The organism is Agrococcus sp. GCM10030265, assembly GCF_042666675.1.
Taxonomy (GTDB): Bacteria; Actinomycetota; Actinomycetes; order Actinomycetales; family Microbacteriaceae; genus Agrococcus.
The window spans coordinates 93560-109812 of record NZ_JBHTCZ010000004.1 but is presented as its reverse complement, the minus strand read 5'-3'; the positions used below and the strand labels follow the sequence as shown (position 1 = coordinate 109812).

Here is a 16253-nt window from a genome sequence, read left to right as displayed (position 1 = left end):
GCCGCGGTAGGCGCGCGAGCCCTTCACGAGTCGCTCCGCAGCATGCGGCGGATGAGCGCGATCGACGCGATCGAGATGACGGCCATCGTGATGATGGCGAGCGCGCCGCCCTGGCCGTACTCGCCGCCCGAGATGGCGGTCTGGTAGATGTACACGCCGAGCGTCGACGTCTCGGCGCGGATGCCGCCGATGTCCTGCAGGGCGAAGATCTGCGTGAAGACGCGCAGGTCCCAGATGATCTGCAGGATCGTCGCGATGACGAGGATCGGCGCGACCTGCGGCAGCACGATGCGCGTGAACCGCTGGATGGGTCCGGCCCCGTCGAGCGCCGCAGCCTCGAGCTGCTCGTCGGGCACCTGCGTGAGGCCCGCGTAGACCGTGAAGGCGACGAACGGGATGGCGCCCCACACGATGACGACGACGGCGACGCCGAGGAACGACATGGGCTCGATGAGCCACGAGTGCCTGTCGAACTGCGCGAGCCCCAGCCCGTCGCGCAGCAGCTGGTTGACGACGCCGTACTCGGTGTCGACCATCCATCCCCACACGATCGTCGCGGTGAGCGCGGGCATCGCCCAGGCGAGCAGCAGGCCGACGCTCATGAGGATGCGGAACGGCTTCGGCAGCCGCTGCATGAGCAGCGCGATGAGCGTGCCGAGCACCATGGTCACGACGACGCACACGGCGGCGAAGCCGACGGTGCGGCCGAGGACCTCGTAGAAGGAGGGGTCGGTGAGCACGCGCACGTAGTTGTCGAGGCCCACCCACTCCGCGGGTCGGCCGAACGCCTGCGCACGCCCGAACTCCTGGAAGGAGAGGACGACGAGCTGCACCATCGGCCAGCCGATGATCGCGAGCACCACGAGCGTCGCGGGGGCGAGCAGCACGTACGGCAGCGCTCCCGCGCGCCGCCGCGCACGGCTCGGGGCTCGCGCGCCGGGCGGCGGGGCGACGGCCGTCACCGCGGGGCTCGCGGCGGTCGGCACCTGGGTCTGCACCATGGGGTCGTCCTCCTAGGATCGTGTCGGCCTTCCTAGGGCCGGATGCGGTCGGCGCGGCGGGCGATGCCGCGCCGACCGCATCGTGTGCGGGATCGCATCCCGCCGGCCGCCGAGCGTCGGCGGCCGTGCTGGCTCGAGGAGGCCACGGCGCTCGGCCGGGGCCCCCTCGAGGGCGTCAGCCGTTGAGGATGGCCTCGATGTCGGCGTCGGCCTGCTCGGCGAGGGCCTGCACGTCGCCGCCCTGGGCGATGCTCACGAACAGGTCCTGCATGATGCCCGCGGCCTCCACGTCGGCCCACCTCGGCGACGCCGGCGTGAGTCGGGCGTTGGCAGCAGCGGCGGTCGACGCCTCGGCCGACGCGTCGGTGCCGAGCGTGTCGGCGAGCGAGACGCGTGCGGGCACGAGCCCGTTCTCGCCGTACACCGTCTGGAACTCCTCGCCGAGGATGATCCGCATGGCGTCGAGCGCGAGCTCGGGGTGCTCGGTCTGCGCCGAGATGGCGATGTTCGAGCCGCCGGCGAAGACCTGCGCGGCGCCGCCATCCATGCCGGGCATCGCGTAGACGCCGAGCGTCGCCTCGACCTCGGGGCAGCCGGGCGTCTCGGCGTCGGCGGGCGCGAGGATCGATCCGCGCACCCAGTTCGGTGCCGAGACCTGCAGGCTCGTGCCGTCGCAGAACCCGACCTGCGGGTTCGTCTCGTTGGCGTCGACAGGGGCGCGCGAGGCGCCCTGCATGACCTGCTGCACCTGCTCGAGGCCCGCGACCGACTCGTCGCTCGAGAGCTGCGCATCCCACTCCTCGCCGTCGGGCACGGCGATCTCGCCGCCGTGCTCCCACACGAAGGGCAGGCCGTTGTACCAGTCCTGGCCGGGCCACCACAGGCCGGATGCGCCGGGGTTGGCGGCTGCGAGCGCCTCGGCGTTCGACGCGTACTCGTCGAGCGTCGTCGGCACCTCGAGCCCGGCCGCCTCGTACGCGGCGGTGTCGTAGTAGACGACGCGTGCGCCCGAGTAGAGCGGCGCGGCGTAGAAGGCGTCCTCGTACGTGCCGATCTCGACGAAGCCGGGCAGCAGGTCGTCGCCGCCGAGGTCCTCGTAGTGGTCGGTGAGGTCGAGGAAGGCGCCCGCGCTGGTGAAGGCGGGCGTCTGGGTGTTGCCGATCTCGACGATGTCGGGGCTGTCGGAGCCCGAGAGCGCCGTCGTGAGGCGGTCGACGAGGCCGTCCCACGACTGCTCCTCGATGACGATGGTCGAGCCGGGATGCTCGTCCGCGAACTGCTGCTGCAGCAGCTCGCGTGCCTCGTCGGGGGTGTCGGTGCCGACGAGCCAGACGGTGAGCTCGGCGCCGTCGTCGCCGCCGCTGCCACCGTCGCCGTCGGCGCTGCCGGCGCTGCAGCCGGCCGCGGCGAGCACGCCGACTGCGGCGACGCTCGCGAATGCGATCTTCCTCATGCGTGGTCCTTTCCTAGGGCGACCGGCGGGTTGGCCCGCCGACTCTCGGGGGTCACGCGACCCCGAGCTCTCCGGAGCGCACGAGCATCGCGGCTCCACGCACGACGACGTCGTCGCCGTGCTCGGTCATGGCGACGACGACCTCCTGGCCGTCGTCGAGGGTGCGCTCGCGCAGCGTGCGCTCGGCGGCGCGCGCGAGGGGTCCGTCGACGAGGTCGGCGGGGCCCGAGACGACGACGCGCGGCAGGTCGAGGACGCCGACGATGGGTGCGAGCGCGATGCCGAGGCGGTGCCCGGCCTCCTCGAGGATGCGGTCGTGGTCGTCGGGGTCGGCGACGGCGAGCGCGTGGCGCAGCCTCGGCTCGGCGAGCCACGCCTCGAGGCAGCCGTCGCGGCCGCACGCGCAGCGCGGCCCTCCGTCCGTCCCGATGGTCACGTGGCCGATCTCGCCCGCGGCCGAGCGGGTGCCGCGCACGGGCACGCCGCCGACCGCGAGTCCCGCGCCGACGCCGAGGCCGATGCGCACGACGAGCAGGTCGGCGTCCGAGCGGCCGCGCTCGGCGAGCAGCGCGGCGTTGGCGTCGTTCGCGACGTGCACGGGCACGCCGAGCTCGGCGGCGATGCGGTCGCGCAGCGCGAGGCCGTGCCAGTCGAGGTTGGGGGCCTGCAGCACGACGCCGTCGACGTCGACGACGCCGGGGGTGCCGACGCCGATGCCCACGATGCCGGTGCCTGCGCGGTCGCGCAGCGTGCGGGCGAGCTGCAGCACGAGCGCGACGGCCGCCTCTCCCGTGCGGCCGCGCGTGGGCACCTCGGCGCGGTCCAGCACCGTGCCGTCGACGGCGACGAGCGCGCCGCGGAACGCGACGGCGTCGGAGAGGTCGAGGCCGACGATCTGGAAGGCGTCGCGCGCGAGGTCGACGAGGGTCGCGGGCTTGCCTGGCCGCACGCCCTCGCGCGTGCCGAGCTCGACGAGCAGGTGCTCGGCGACGAGCTCGGCGACGAGGTCCGAGACGGTGACGCGGGTGAGCGACGTCGCGCGGGCGAGGTCGGCGCGCGACGAGGGGCCCGCGTCGAGCAGCGTCTGCAGCACGAGCGTGCGGTTGTGCGCGCGGGCGTGCTCGGGCAGCACCTTCTGGCGCCTGGGCGCTCCGCTCGCGAACGCGTCGCGCGGGAGGGCGACGGCGGCGTCGGAGCGGACCTGCGTGGGAGCCATGTTTGTTAGTACACCTTCCATACAAACGTCGGCGCAAGACGCGTTCGATCACGATCCGGTCACGAGCGCCCCACCCGGGCGGTGCCGGACGCGTCATCCCGAGGTCTGATGCAGCGCGCGGTGGAGTCGACTACGGTGAGTGCCATGGACGACCTGCGGCTCGAGGAGCTCAACGCGAGGAACGCCGTGGCGGCGAACGGCCTCACGCTCAAGCGCGGCCAGGAGGCCTTCCTCGTGCCCGCGTCGAACGAGGCCTACGTCGATCAGTCGACGACGTGGACGCGCGTGGTCTACGCAGGCGACGAGCTCGTGGCGTACATCATGGCCAACTTCGACGCCGAGTCGACGAAGGACGAGTACCGCTGCAGCGTGCTGCGCATGCACGTCGCCGCGACCGCGCAGGGCCAGGGCGTCGGCACGTACGCGGTCGGCCAGGTGGCCGAGGAGGGCAAGCGTCGCGGCTTCGACGCGCTCTACGCCATCTGGGAGCCCGGCGAGCTCGGCCCGAACGCCTTCTTCACCGCCATCGGCTTCGAGGTCGTCGGCGAGACCGAGTTCGGCGACCAGATCGGCCGCCGCACGCTCTAGCCCGCGGATGGGCCCCGGTCCGGCACGCTCGGCTCGCTCGGGCGCGGACGCCGCGGCTGCGGGTCCTGCGCGTCGAGGGCCAGGGTCCACCGACGCAGGATCGCCGCGAGCGCGACGCGGTCGGCCTCGCCCAACGGTGCGACGAGCGCGTGCTCGGTGGCGAGGTGCGCGGCGTACGCCTCGTCGATGAGGTCGCGGCCCCGCTCCGTCAGCGCGACGGCCCGCGTGCGGCCGTCCTCGGCGCCACGCTCTCGCGTCACGAGTCCCGCGGCGACGAGTCGGTCGATGCGCTTCGTCATCCCGCCCGTCGTCACCATCGTCTGCTCGGCGATCCGGCCCGGCTGCAGCGGCACCGCGTTCCTGCGGAGGGTCGCCAGCACGTCGAACTCCCCCTCGCCGAGGCCGAAGTCGCGCTGCCGCGTCACGACCCGCGCGCGCAGACGATCCCCGAGCCGGTGCATCCGCCCGACGACCTCGACGGGGCTCGCGTCGAGGTCGGGGCGCACCTCGCGCCATTGCGCGACGATCGCGTCGACGACGTCGCGCCCGTCTGGGTCGTGCTCGTCTGCGTCGTGCGGGGCCTCGGGCACCGCTGGCATCTCGGGGTCGATCACCCTTGCACGATACCTTCCCCGTCAGATACTTTCGCTTCCATGGAAGCGAAATGGCGGTGGATGCTGCTGACGGCGATCGCACCCGTGTCCTGGGGATCGATGTACGTCGTCACGCATCAGGCCCTGCCGCCCGACGCTCCCCTCTGGGGCGCGGCGTCGCGCGCGCTGCCCGCGGCCCTCGTCCTGCTGCTCGTCGTCCGGCGCCTGCCGACGGGCGCGTGGTGGTGGCGCTCCGCGGTGCTCGGCGTGCTGAACGTCGCCGCGTTCTTCCTGCTCGTGTACGTCGCTGCCACCCTGCTGCCCTCGAGCATCGCCGCATCCGTCATGGCGGCGAGCCCCATCGTGCTCATGGCGCTCGCATGGCCGATCGCGCGCGAGCGGCCGACGCCGAGGCTCGTGGTGGGTGCGGGCGTGGGCATCGCCGGAGTGCTGCTCGTCGTCACGGCGGGCGCCGACGCGGTCGACGTGCGAGGCGTGGTCGCGAGCGCCGCCGCCCTCGGGATGTGGTCGCTCGGCTCCGTGCTCGCGAAGCGCTGGCACGACGGCACGCCCGCGCTGCACCTCACCGCCTGGCAGCTCGCGGCGGGCGCGCTCGTGCTCGCGCCGTGCGCCGTGCTCGTCGAGGGTGCGCCGCCCCGGGTCGACGCCGTCGGCGTCGCCGCCTACGCGTACGTCGCGCTCGTCGCGACCGCGCTCGCCTTCGTCTGCTGGTTCGCGGGCATGCAGCACCTGCCCGCCGGCGCCGTCGGCATCGTCGCCCTGCTGAACCCCGCGACGGGCGTGCTGCTCGGCGTCGTGATCGGCGGCGAGCACCTCTCCGTGCTGCAGGGCGTCGGCATCGCGCTCGTCATGGCCGCCGTCGCGATCGGAGCGACCCGCGCCCGCGCGGCTGGGCGCCCCGCCCCCGCGCCCGCGCCCTGACGCGCGCTCCGCGCGAGCGCCCGCGCCCAGACGCGCGCTCCGCGCGAGCGCCCCGACCCCTGACGCGCGCGTGCGTCTCGCAGGCGATCCGGGCAGGTAGAGGGGACATGCCCCTCCGCTGCCGGGATCGCCTGCGAGACGGAGGCGCATCCGCACGCCGGGTCGCGTCTCGCAGGCGCGGGCGCGGAGGCGCTCAGGCGGGCTTGGAGGCGGTCAGGCGACCGCGAGCGCGGCGCGCACGTCGCCGCCCGCCGCATCCAGCAGCGACTGCGCCCGTTGCGCGTCGCACGCGGCGAGCAGCATGACCACCGCGGTCTTCGCGTGGATGCCCGCGGCGGCGAGCGCGTCGGCGGCGATCTCGGGGGCCGCGCCCGTCGCCTCGGCGACGATGCGCTGCGCACGGTCGACGAGCTTCGCGTTCGTCGGCCGCACGTCGACCATGAGGTTGCCGTACACCTTGCCGGTGCGCACCATGCTCGCGGTCGACAGCATGTTGCACACGAGCTTCTGCGCCGTGCCCGCCTTGAGGCGCGTCGAGCCCGTGAGCACCTCGGGACCCGTGTCGACCTCGATCGCGACGTCGGCCGCGGCGCCGATGCGCGAGCCGACGTTGCACGCGACCGCCACGGTCGCAGCCCCGCGGGCGCGCGCCTCGGCGAGCCCGCCGAGGACGTACGGGGTGCGCCCGCTCGCCGCGAGCCCCACGACGACGTCGTCGGGACCGACGTCGACGCCCGCCACGTCGGACGCGCCGAGCGCAGGATCGTCCTCGGCGCCCTCCACGGCCACGACGAACGCGTCGCGCCCCCCAGCCATGAGCCCGAGCACCTCCGACGGGTCGGTGCCGAAGGTCGGCGGGCACTCGACGGCGTCGAGCAGCCCGAGCCGTCCGCTCGTGCCCGCCCCGAGGTACACGAGCCGCCCACCCCGTCGGCGCGCGGCCGCGATGCGGTCGACGGCCTCCGCCACCTGCGGCAGCACGGCGCGCACGGCGGTGGCGACCGTCGCATCCTCGTCGTTCATGCGCGCGAGCAGCTCGGCCGTGTCGAGGGTGTCGAGATCGGCGGTGCGCGGGTTGCGACGCTCGGTGCCGAGCGCGGCGATCGCCTGGATGTCGTCGGTCACGGGAGCTCCTGTCGAGGGGTGGATGGCGCTCATGCGCCGGCCGTGGCGGTCGCGGCGACCGTGATGGGTGCGTCGCCGTCGCGCTCGACGATCGCCCACGCGTCGCCGTTCAGCACGACGACGGGCGAGACGAGCGAGGGCACGCGGCCGCGCACGGCGTCGAGGTCGACGTCGACGATCGCGTCGCCCGCCTCGACGGCGTCGCCCTCGGCGCGCAGCACCGTGAACCCCTCCCCCTCGAGCGCGACGGTGCCGAGCCCGATGTGCACGAGCACCTCGAGCCCGTCCGCCGTCGTCACGCCGAACGCGTGACCCGTCGGGAAGAGCGCCGTGATCGTGCCGGCGACGGGGCTCGCGAACCGGCCGCTCGAGGGGTCGACGGCGAAGCCGTCGCCGAGCGTGCGGTCGCGGAAGGCAGCGTCGGGCACGTCGTCGAGCGACACGATGCGCCCTTCGGCAGGTGCCGCGACGTGGATGCGCGTGCCGGGCGCCGCCACCACGGGTGCGCCGGGCGCATCGGCGGTCGCCTCGTCGACATCCCCGCCGTGCTCGGCGAGGAGCGACCTCGGGAAGCCGAAGAGCATCGTGATGACGAACCCGGCGACGTAGCCGGCCAGCAGTCCGACGACGTAGGCGAGGATGGCGTAGCCCTGTCCCTCGTCGCTCTGCAGCAGCGGCAGCAGCGCCCAGCCAGACGGGCCGATGGCCGTCGCGCCCCACGGTGCCACGAGCTGGTTGAACGCGCCGGCCACCGCACCGCCCACGGCGCCGCCGAGGCACGCGGTGAGGAAGGGGCGGCCGAGCGGCAGCGTCACGGCGTAGATGAGCGGCTCGCCGACGCCGAGCACGCCCACGGGCAGCGCGCCCTTGATGGCGCGGCGCAGCGACGCGTTGCGGCGCAGTCGGATCCAGATCGCGATCGCCGCGCCCACCTGCCCAGCGCCCGCCATCGCGAGGATCGTGAGCAGCGGGGTGAAGCCCAGCTGCTCGATGAGGGTCGCGTGGATGGGGATGAGCGCCTGGTGCAGGCCGAGCATGACGAGCGGGAGGAAGAGGCCGCCGAGCACGAAGCCCGCGAGCACGCCCGAGACCTGCAGCAGCCAGACGGCGCCCTCGCCGATGCCGGTCGCGATCGCGCCGGCGAGCGGCATGAAGGCGAAGATCGTCGCGAGGCCCGCGCCGAGCAGCGCGAGCGTCGGCGTGACGAGGATGTCGATGGCGTCGGGGATGCGCCCGCGCAGCGCGCGCTCGATCCACGAGGCGAGCACGGCGGCGAAGATGGCGCCGATGACGCCGCCCTGCCCGGGTGCGAGCGTGATCTCGCCCACGAGGGGCAGCGCGTAGGTGACGTCGGCGATGCCGGGGAAGACGATGATCGCGGCGACGGCGCCGCCGATGGCGGGCGTGCCGCCGAACTCCTTCGCGGCATTGATGCCCGCGAAGATCGCGAGGTACGCGAAGAAGGCGGAGCCGATGGCGGTGAGCGCTGGGATGAGCCCCGCGACCCACTCGGGTGCGGCGCCGACGGCATCCCAGTTCACGAGCAGGCCTCGCACGGCGGCGACGATGCCCGCACCGATGAGCGCCGGGATCAGCGGCACGAAGATGTTCGCGATCTTGCGGATGAGGTTCTTGAACGGGGTGTCGTTGCGGCGCTTCTGCGCCGCCTTCATGCCGGCGCCGCGGGCGGCGAGCGCCGCGGCCTCGTCGTTCGCGTCGACGCCCGCATCCGCGAGGCGTGCGCGGAAGGCGGTCGTGATGCGCGTGACGGCGCCCGGTCCGAGCACGATCTGGTACGTCTCGTCGTCGACGACGCCGAGCACGCCGTCGGTGGCGCGGATGGCGGTCTCGTCGATGCGGTCGCGGTCGCGCGGCGTCACGCGCATGCGCGTCATGCACTGCTCGACGCCGACGACGTTGTCGGCGCCGCCGAGGTGCTGGAGCAGCTCGGCGGCGATCTTCTCGGGTGCGGCCATGGGTGGATCCTCGCGTCGATGGGAGTGACGGTATGGATGGTACCCGATTGACACGTTCCATGTACATTGCGTACACGACGGCGAGCGCGGCCCCTGCGCCGCGCACCGTCGGTACCGTTGCGACGCGACGAGAGGAGCGCCATGGCGACCGAGCCGCGCATCCCGCGAGCCGTGCTGACCGAGGCGCGCGCCCGCTACGACGACCTGCGACCCTCCGAGCGTCGCATCGCCGACGCGCTCTTCGCCGACCCCGAGGGCTTCGCGACGCGATCGATCGGCGAGATCGCCGCCGCCGCGAGCACCTCGACGACGACCGTCGTGCGCTTCACCCGCACCGTCGGCTACGAGCGCTTCCGCGACCTGCGCCGCGCGCTCACCGAGCAGAACCTGCGCGAGCGCCTCGCGATCGCCGCCGTCGACGTCACGAGCCCCGACGTCTCCGCGGGCGACGGCATGGACGACGTCGTCGCGAGGGTCGCCGCCAACGAGTCGCTCTCGATCGCCGACACCGCCGCCACGATCGACGTGGCCGCCCTCACCGCAGCGGTCGGCGCCATCGCGAGCGCGAGGCGCGTCGACCTCTTCGGCGTCGGCGCGAGCGCCATCGTCGCCGTCGACCTGCAGCGCAAGCTCTCGCGCATCGGCCGCATCGCCCTCGAGTGGCCCGAGCCGCACGCGGCGTGGACGGCTGCGGCCGTGCTCGACGACGCCGCCGTCGCCATCGCGATCTCGCACTCCGGCGCGACCGACGAGACCGTGCGCTTCCTGCGCCTCGCCAAGGAGTCGGGTGCGACGACCGTCGCCATCACGAACCACGAGGACTCGCCGCTCGCCCGCCACGCCGACGTCGTGCTGCGCACCGCCGCGCGCGAGGCGACGCCGCTGCGCTCGGGCGCGCTCGGCAGCCGCATCGCGCAGCTCATGATCGGCGACTGCCTCTACATCGGCGTCGCGCAGCTCGACGCCGACGGCGCGATGGACGCGCTGCGCCGCACGTACGCGGCGGTGGGGCGCACGCTGCCGACGGCCTGACGCATCCGCGTCGCGGCCTGGGTCGCGGGTCGCGCGCGTCGCGGCTCGCGTTCAGTTCGCGTCTCGCAGGCTTGCAGCGTGCGTCTCGCAGGCGATCCGGGGTGGCGGAGGGAGGATGCCCCTCCGGTGCCGGGATCGCCTGCGAGACGCACGCACCACGGGCCGAAGCGAGCGCGCGACGTATCGTGGGCGCGTGACCGACCCGGACGACCCCGAGCGCGAGCACGAGCACGAACCTGACCACGAGCGCGAGGCCGAGCGCGACCCCGAGCACGACGCCTTCGTCGAAGCCGTGCACGAGCTCGTGGCGAGCATCCCGCCCGGGCGGGTCATGGCGTACGGCGAGGTCGCCGCCGTGCTCGGCTCGCGCGCCGCCCGACGCGTCGGCCGCATCATGGCGACCGACTCGGAGGGCCTGCCGTGGTGGCGCGTCGTCCGTGCGAGCGGGCTGCCGCCCGCCGGCCTCCACGATCGCGCGCTCCCCCGCTACGAGGCGGAGGGCACCCCGCTCGCCGCGACCGCGCCAGGCGCCGACGCCCCCTTCCGCATCGAGCGCCGCGCGCGCTGGATGCCCGACTGAGCGCCTGCGCACGGCTCGCATGCAGCCCGACGGCGGATGATCGCGGCATGACGCAGTCCCCGCCTCCGCATCCGCAGCAGCCCGCGCCGCCCGGATGGCCGCGGCAGTCGCAGCAGCCCGCGCCGACGGGATGGGGGCAGCAGCCATCGGCGGGCACGCCCGGCGTGCGGCGCCGCGCGAACGCGCTCGGCATCGGGGCGATCGCGATGGCAGCGCTCGTGACGCTGCTCGGGCCCGCGCAGCAGCTCGCCGTCCTCGCCGCCGTCTCCGGCGACGGCGGCGGCTCGTCGATCGCCGGCATCTCCGGCCTCTTCGTCGTGCTGCACGTCGTGCTCGCGCTCGTGACGATCGGCCTCGGCATCGGCGGCCTCGTGGTGCGCGACCGCGGGCGACTGCTCGCCGCAGCCGCCGTGGGCGTCGGCGCCTCCGTGCTCGTCGGCGTCGTCCTGTCGGCGGTCATCGGGCTCGGCGCCTCCACCCTCTGACGCGCCGCGGGCGCCGCCCCGACAGGGGCGACGCCCGCGGGCGAGGCTCAGACGAGCGACTCCCGCCACGCGCGGTGCAGGCTCGAGAACCTGCCGCCGGCCGCGATGAGCTCGGCGGGCGAGCCGTCCTCGATGACGCGTCCGTGCTCCATGACGAGCACGCGATCGGCGATCGCGACCGTCGACAGGCGGTGCGCGATGATGATGGCCGTGCGGTCGGCGAGCAGCGTCTGCAGCGCCTGCTGCACGAGTCGCTCGCTCGGGATGTCGAGGCTCGCGGTCGCCTCGTCGAGGATGAGCACGGCCGGGTCGGCGAGGAACGCGCGCGCGAACGACAGCAGCTGCCGCTGGCCGGACGACACGCGCCCGCCGCGCTTGTTCACGTCGGTGTCGTAGCCGTCGGGCAGCGCGACGATGAAGTCGTGCGCACCCACGGCGCGAGCGGCCGCCTCGATCTCGGCCGGCGACGCATCCGGCTTGCCGAGCGCGATGTTCTCGGCGACCGTGCCGGAGAAGAGGTACGCCTCCTGCGTCACCATCACGACCGCGCGCCGCAGGTCGTCGTTCGCGAGGTCGCGCAGGCTCACGCCGTCGAGGCGCACCGCGCCCTCGGTCGGGTCGTAGAACCGCGACACGAGCTTCGCGAGCGTCGTCTTGCCCGCGCCCGTCGTGCCCACGAGCGCGATGGTCTGGCCAGCCGGGATGTGCAGGTCGAGCTCCGGCAGCACGTCGCCGCCCGTCGCGTACGCGAAGCGCACCTCGTCGAAGTCGATGCGGCCGTGCGCGCGCGCGAGCGCCGCGGGCTGCGCGGGCTCGGGCACCGTCGGCTGCTCCTCGAGCACGCCCGAGATCTTCTCGAGCGCCGCCGACGCCGACTGGTAGCCGTTGAAGAACATCGCGACGCCCTGGATGGGCTGGAAGAACTGCCGCGCGTACAGCGCCGTCGCCAGCAGCACGCCCACCTCGAGCGTGCCGTCGATGACGCGCAGGCCGCCGAGCAGCACGATCGCGGCGATGCTGGCGGCGCCGATCGCGACGATGCCGGGCTCGTAGATGCCGAAGATCGAGATGACGCGGTGGTTCGCCGACCGGTAGTCCTCGACGCGCTCGCCGAACTCGTCCTCGTTGCGCGCCTCCGTGCGGAACGCCTTGACGGCGCGGATGCCCGTCATGGTCTCGACGAAGTAGACGATCATGCGCGCGCTCGTCGTGCGCGTCTCGCGGAACAGCACGGTCGAGCGCACCTGGAACCAGCGGGTGAGCAGGATCGCCGGCACGAGCGCGATGGCGAGCACGAGGCCGGACAGCGGGTCGAGGAGCACCATCGCGACGCCCGTGAAGGCCATGAAGAGGATGCCGCGCACGAGCTCGTTGAGGCCCTGGTCGAGCAGGTCGCGGATCGACTCGAGGTCGCTCGTCTGCCGCGCGATGATGCGGCCCGACGTGTACTGCTCGTGGAACTCGAGGCTGAGGCGCTGCGTGTGGTCGAAGAGCCTGCGCCGCAGCGAGAACAGCACGGCCTGGCTGATGCGGGCCGACGACACCGTGTAGGCGTACATGAGCACGCCCGCGGCGATCGCCGAGACGACGTACGCGATCGTCGCGGCCCACAGCGGCAGCCAGTCCTGCCCGTCGAGGATCGCGGGCAGCGCGACGTCGACGCCGTAGGCGATGATCGCGGGGCCGACGACGCTCGCGCCCGCCGAGACGACGACGAGCGCCATCGTCCAGGCGATGCGGCCGCGGTGCGGTCGGATGAGCTCGAGCAGCAGCCTGCGCGAGCGCAGCCTGATCGCCCGCGACTCCTGCTTCGTGTAGTCGTCGCGGTCCTCGCCGGAGACGCCGTGGACGCTCACAGGTTCACCTCCCGGTTGCGCTCGGCCTCTTCGAGGCTCGAGAGCACGAAGCGGTAGTGCTCGTTGCGGGCGAGCAGCTCGGAATGGGTGCCGACGTCGTCGATGCGGCCGTCGCGCATGAGGGCGACGCGATCGGCGAGCTGCACCGTCGAGGGGCGGTGCGCCACGATGAGCGCCGTCGTCTCGGCGAGCACCTGCCGCAGCGCCGCCTCGACCTGCGCCTCGGTGTCGACGTCGAGCGCCGACAGCGGGTCGTCGAGCACGAGCACCGCGGGCTTCGCCGCGACGGCGCGGGCGAGGGCGAGACGCTGCCGCTGCCCGCCGGAGAGCGACATGCCCTCCTCGCCGATGACGGTGTCGAGACCGTCCGGCAGGTCACGCACGAAGCCGGCCTGCGCGATGCGCAGCGCCTCCTCGACCACCTCCTCGTCGGCGTCTGGCACGCCGAGCGCCACGTTGTCGCGCACGGAGCGGGAGAAGAGCGTCGCATCCTCGAACGCCATGGCGACGTGGGTGCGCAGCTCCTCGCGCGTGAGGTCGCGCACGTCGACGCCGTCGAGCAGCACGCGGCCGCCCGTGACGTCGTACAGCCTGGCGGGCAGCGCCGTGAGGGTGGTCTTGCCGCTGCCGGTCGAGCCGACGAGCGCCATCGTCTCGCCCGGCTCGAGCTCGAGGTCGGCGCCGTCGACGAGGTCGCGCTCGCCCTCGGGCGCGTCCTGGTAGCGGAAGCGCACGCCCTCGAACGTCAGCCGACCGCGCGGCTCGGCGATCGTCTCCGGCCGCTCGGGGTCGTCGATCGTGTTCTCGGTGTCGATGACCTCGTGGAAGCGCACGGATGCGTTGGCGGCGTCGATCGCGAACGCGTAGAGGAAGCCCATCGACTCGATCGGCCAGTTGAGCACGACCGCGGTCGCGAAGAACGCGAGCAGCTGGCCGACGGTGAGCTGGTCGACCGTGACGAGCCACACGCCGACGAACAGGCACACGGCGTAGGAGACGAACGGGATGATCGTCAGCCACATCCACAGCGACGCATCCTGACGCGCCTTCGCGATCTCGGTGCTGCGCAGTGCGCTCGCCTGGCTCGTGAAGCCCTCGAGCGCGTGCGTGCCGCGGCCGAACGCCTTCAGCACGCGGATGCCGTGCACCGACTGCTCGACGGTCGTCGCGAGGTCGCCAGCCTGGTCCTGCGCCTTGCGCGAGACCTGGTGGTAGGTCTGCTCGAAGCGGAACGCGACGATCACGATCGGCAGCGACAGGAGCAGGAACAGGCCGCCGAGCAGCGGGCTCCACCACAGCAGCACGCCGACGCCCACGACGAGCGTCACGAGGTTCACGACGAAGAGCACCGCGCCGAACGCGAGGAAGCGTCGCAGCGTGCCGAGATCCTGCACGGCGCGCGACAGCAGCTGGCCGGACTGCCAGCGGTCGTGGAACGCGACGGGCAGCTGCTGCAGGCGGGCGTAGAGGTCGCGGCGCATCGACGCCTCGACGTACGTCGACGGCTGCAGCACGAAGAAGCGGCGCAGGAAGATGCAGATCGCCTCGGCGAGGCCGAGCGCGAGCACCGCGATCGCGGCGGGCCACACGGCGTCGCGGTCGCCCACGGCGAGCGGGCCGTCGACGAGGGCTCGCAGCACGAGCGGGATGGCGAGCGCCAGCAGCGAGCCGACGAGCGCGGCCAGCGCGCCCGCCAGCATCCGCGGGAGGTAGGGGCGCACGTACGGCATGAGCCTGCCGAGCGACGGGATGACGCGCGGCCGGGTGGGCGCGGAGGGCTGGGACGACATGGGGATTCCTCGGTGCCGCGCTCGTGGCGCGCGTGGAAGGCGGTGCGATGGGGGGAGGCGAGGCGTCGGTGGTCGCCTCATGCTGTCTCGAGGTGTCGAGAGCCCTTCAGGCTATGCGCTGCCCGTGTCCCTCGCAAGCGCCAAGGGGCCCCGCATCCGACGGATGCGGGGCCCGGTGCGGGGCGGGCGTCCCACGCCCGCCCCGATGGTGCGGCGGTCAGCCGGCGGCGCGCACGCGTCGCACGACGAGCGCCGAGCCAGCGGCGGCGAGCAGAGCGCCGAGGGCGAGGATCGACGCGACGTCGAAGCCCGTCCTGGGCAGCGTCGGCGGGCCGGCCTGCGTCGCCGTCGGGGGCGTCTCGGCGGTCGGCGGCTGCACGGGCGGGGGTGCGATCGAGCAGAGCTCGCCACCCGCGGCCGGCACGTCGACCACGAAGGTGCGCGTCGCGAGGTCCTGCGACACGCCGGACAGGCCGGCGGCGAACGCCGAGCCCTCCTCGGCGACGGCGACGAACGTCGCACGACCGCCGCCGGCGGGCACGTCGACGACGGTCCACGAGGCGCGCTCGATGCCGCCCGTCGTCGCGGTGCCGGGCGCGGTGCAGGTGGCGCCCGTGACGACGACCTCCGCCGAGGCGACGCCGGCGACGGGGGTGTCGCACGGCTGCTCGTGGAAGGTGTGCGTCCAGCTGGTCACGGCGCCCTCGGGTGCCGCGTAGCCCGCGTCGAGCTCGGCGACGACGACCACGACGCGCTCGCCGCCGACGTACGTGCCGGGGTCGGTCACGACGTAGCGCACGTGCTCGACCCCGGTCGGCAGCGCGTACGGCGCCTCGCCGTCGGGACCGCAGACCTCGGCGAACGTCGGCGCGGGGATGGCACCCGTCGTGCAGGGCTCGTCGGTCACGGGGAAGGTCCACGAGCGCGGCTCGGTGCCGCCTCCCTGCCAGACGAAGCCGGGCAGGAGGGTCGCGGTGACGACGACGTCGCCTGCGCCGTCGACGACGCCGGACTCGTCGCCGTCGAAGCGGTAGCCCGTGCCGTCGGCAGGCACGGTCAGCGCATACGCGGGCCCGCAGAGGTCCTGCATCGTCGGCTCGGCGGCCACGGCCGTCTCGGTCGTCGGCTGGCATGCGGGCTGCGTGCCCGACCGCTCGAGGTCGTACCGGTCGCCGTCGCCCTGGTCGATCGAGACCGACCAGGTGTGGTCGGCCGACTGCGACCAGCCGATGGTGCGCTGGAACGCGCGGCCGAAGCGCTCGTCGACGACGGTCTCGCCGTCGATGACGACGGTGACGTGGTTGGCGACGTCGCCATAGGAGGTCGCCGAGACGGCGAGGCCCGAGCACGAGGGCTGCACGACGGGCGTGTGCGCCTGGGCGGGCTGCGCCGAGAGGGCGACGAGCACCGCGCTCAGCAGCGTCGCGAGCAGCAGCATGGCCGCGAGCGCGAGCGCCCTGGGCCGTCGAGGCATGGAGGGGTTCAGCACAGGGAGGTACCCGATTCGTCTGGAGGTGGGATGCGGCTCGTGCGGGCCCCGCCGTGCAGGTGCCTGGCCGCTGCCGAGAACGCTAGGAAGCGCGTCCGCTCGGCGCGACCGCACCCGAGCGCATGGG

General features: G+C 73.9%; 14 protein-coding genes. 5 read left to right on the top strand and 9 right to left on the bottom strand.

Translation table 11 applies throughout. The features are described 5' to 3' along the window. Positions 1-23: 23 nt before the first annotated feature. The 3 genes from ACFQPP_RS12245 to ACFQPP_RS12235 all read right to left on the bottom strand — a co-directional run bounded on the left by ACFQPP_RS12245 (position 24) and on the right by ACFQPP_RS12235 (position 3670). A complete protein-coding gene (locus tag ACFQPP_RS12245; RefSeq protein WP_376916921.1) occupies positions 24-1001 on the bottom strand; it encodes a carbohydrate ABC transporter permease in 978 nt (325 codons plus the stop codon). A gap of 175 nt (positions 1002-1176) precedes the next feature. Continuing rightward, positions 1177-2454 carry an extracellular solute-binding protein gene (locus ACFQPP_RS12240; RefSeq protein WP_376916920.1) on the bottom strand — a complete coding sequence of 426 codons (1278 nt, stop codon included), beginning with the start codon at positions 2452-2454 and terminating at the stop codon, positions 1177-1179. Between the two features lie 52 nt (positions 2455-2506). Further along, positions 2507-3670, bottom strand: a complete 1164-nt coding sequence (locus tag ACFQPP_RS12235; protein ID WP_376916919.1) for an ROK family protein — start codon at positions 3668-3670, stop codon at positions 2507-2509. Between the two features lie 144 nt (positions 3671-3814). Here ACFQPP_RS12235 and ACFQPP_RS12230 point away from each other — a divergent pair, with 144 nt between their 5' ends. Then, positions 3815-4258, top strand: a complete 444-nt coding sequence (locus ACFQPP_RS12230) for a GNAT family N-acetyltransferase (RefSeq protein WP_376916918.1) — start codon at positions 3815-3817, stop codon at positions 4256-4258. Here ACFQPP_RS12230 and ACFQPP_RS12225 read toward each other — a convergent pair. Then, a complete protein-coding gene (locus tag ACFQPP_RS12225; protein WP_376916917.1) occupies positions 4255-4872 on the bottom strand; it encodes a MarR family winged helix-turn-helix transcriptional regulator in 618 nt (205 codons plus the stop codon). The two genes, ACFQPP_RS12230 and ACFQPP_RS12225, sit on opposite strands and share 4 nt — an antisense overlap. 39 nt (positions 4873-4911) lie before the next feature. Here ACFQPP_RS12225 and ACFQPP_RS12220 point away from each other — a divergent pair, with 39 nt between their 5' ends. Beyond that, on the top strand, positions 4912-5793 hold the full coding sequence (locus ACFQPP_RS12220; protein ID WP_376916916.1) for a DMT family transporter: 882 nt from the start codon (positions 4912-4914) through the stop codon (positions 5791-5793). A gap of 213 nt (positions 5794-6006) precedes the next feature. Here ACFQPP_RS12220 and murQ read toward each other — a convergent pair whose 3' ends face one another. Then, positions 6007-6918 carry an N-acetylmuramic acid 6-phosphate etherase gene (gene murQ, locus ACFQPP_RS12215; protein ID WP_376916915.1) on the bottom strand — a complete coding sequence of 304 codons (912 nt, stop codon included), beginning with the start codon at positions 6916-6918 and terminating at the stop codon, positions 6007-6009. 29 nt (positions 6919-6947) lie between these two features. Next, complete coding sequence (locus ACFQPP_RS12210; protein ID WP_376916914.1) at positions 6948-8894, bottom strand: glucose PTS transporter subunit IIA; 1947 nt, start codon at positions 8892-8894, stop codon at positions 6948-6950. Positions 8895-9035: 141 nt separating this feature from the next. Between ACFQPP_RS12210 and ACFQPP_RS12205 the strand changes: the two genes are divergently transcribed. The 3 genes from ACFQPP_RS12205 (at position 9036) to ACFQPP_RS12195 (ending at position 10991) form a co-directional block, all read left to right on the top strand. Next, positions 9036-9926: a MurR/RpiR family transcriptional regulator gene (locus ACFQPP_RS12205; RefSeq protein ID WP_376916913.1), complete on the top strand. Its 891-nt coding sequence runs from the start codon at positions 9036-9038 to the stop codon at positions 9924-9926. Positions 9927-10119: 193 nt separating this feature from the next. After that, positions 10120-10506, top strand: coding sequence for an MGMT family protein (locus ACFQPP_RS12200; protein ID WP_376916912.1), 387 nt, complete (start codon positions 10120-10122; stop codon positions 10504-10506). Positions 10507-10553: 47 nt separating this feature from the next. Beyond that, positions 10554-10991: a hypothetical protein gene (locus tag ACFQPP_RS12195; RefSeq protein ID WP_376916911.1), complete on the top strand. Its 438-nt coding sequence runs from the start codon at positions 10554-10556 to the stop codon at positions 10989-10991. 47 nt (positions 10992-11038) lie between these two features. Here ACFQPP_RS12195 and ACFQPP_RS12190 read toward each other — a convergent pair whose 3' ends face one another. The 3 genes from ACFQPP_RS12190 to ACFQPP_RS12180 all read right to left on the bottom strand — a co-directional run bounded on the left by ACFQPP_RS12190 (position 11039) and on the right by ACFQPP_RS12180 (position 16111). Further along, entirely contained in the window at positions 11039-12847 is a 1809-nt protein-coding gene (locus ACFQPP_RS12190; protein WP_376916910.1) for an ABC transporter ATP-binding protein, read from the bottom strand. Continuing rightward, on the bottom strand, positions 12844-14637 hold the full coding sequence (locus tag ACFQPP_RS12185) for an ABC transporter ATP-binding protein (protein WP_376916909.1): 1794 nt from the start codon (positions 14635-14637) through the stop codon (positions 12844-12846). The genes ACFQPP_RS12190 and ACFQPP_RS12185 overlap by 4 nt, the downstream gene beginning before the upstream one ends. A gap of 217 nt (positions 14638-14854) precedes the next feature. Further along, positions 14855-16111, bottom strand: a complete 1257-nt coding sequence (locus ACFQPP_RS12180) for an LPXTG cell wall anchor domain-containing protein (RefSeq protein WP_376916908.1) — start codon at positions 16109-16111, stop codon at positions 14855-14857. Positions 16112-16253 lie beyond the last annotated feature (142 nt).

Excerpts from the sequence above, each read along its gene's own strand:
- ACFQPP_RS12245 (WP_376916921.1), bottom strand. The coding sequence starts at position 1,001 with ATGGTGCAGACCCAGGTGCCGACCGCCGCGAGCCCCGCGGTGACGGCC.
- ACFQPP_RS12240 (WP_376916920.1), bottom strand. The coding sequence starts at position 2,454 with ATGAGGAAGATCGCATTCGCGAGCGTCGCCGCAGTCGGCGTGCTCGCC.
- ACFQPP_RS12235 (WP_376916919.1), bottom strand. The coding sequence starts at position 3,670 with ATGGCTCCCACGCAGGTCCGCTCCGACGCCGCCGTCGCCCTCCCGCGC.
- ACFQPP_RS12230 (WP_376916918.1), top strand. The coding sequence starts at position 3,815 with ATGGACGACCTGCGGCTCGAGGAGCTCAACGCGAGGAACGCCGTGGCG.
- ACFQPP_RS12220 (WP_376916916.1), top strand. The coding sequence starts at position 4,912 with ATGGAAGCGAAATGGCGGTGGATGCTGCTGACGGCGATCGCACCCGTG.
- ACFQPP_RS12210 (WP_376916914.1), bottom strand. The coding sequence starts at position 8,894 with ATGGCCGCACCCGAGAAGATCGCCGCCGAGCTGCTCCAGCACCTCGGC.
- ACFQPP_RS12205 (WP_376916913.1), top strand. The coding sequence starts at position 9,036 with ATGGCGACCGAGCCGCGCATCCCGCGAGCCGTGCTGACCGAGGCGCGC.
- ACFQPP_RS12195 (WP_376916911.1), top strand. The coding sequence starts at position 10,554 with ATGACGCAGTCCCCGCCTCCGCATCCGCAGCAGCCCGCGCCGCCCGGA.
- ACFQPP_RS12185 (WP_376916909.1), bottom strand. The coding sequence starts at position 14,637 with ATGTCGTCCCAGCCCTCCGCGCCCACCCGGCCGCGCGTCATCCCGTCG.
- ACFQPP_RS12180 (WP_376916908.1), bottom strand. The coding sequence starts at position 16,111 with ATGCCTCGACGGCCCAGGGCGCTCGCGCTCGCGGCCATGCTGCTGCTC.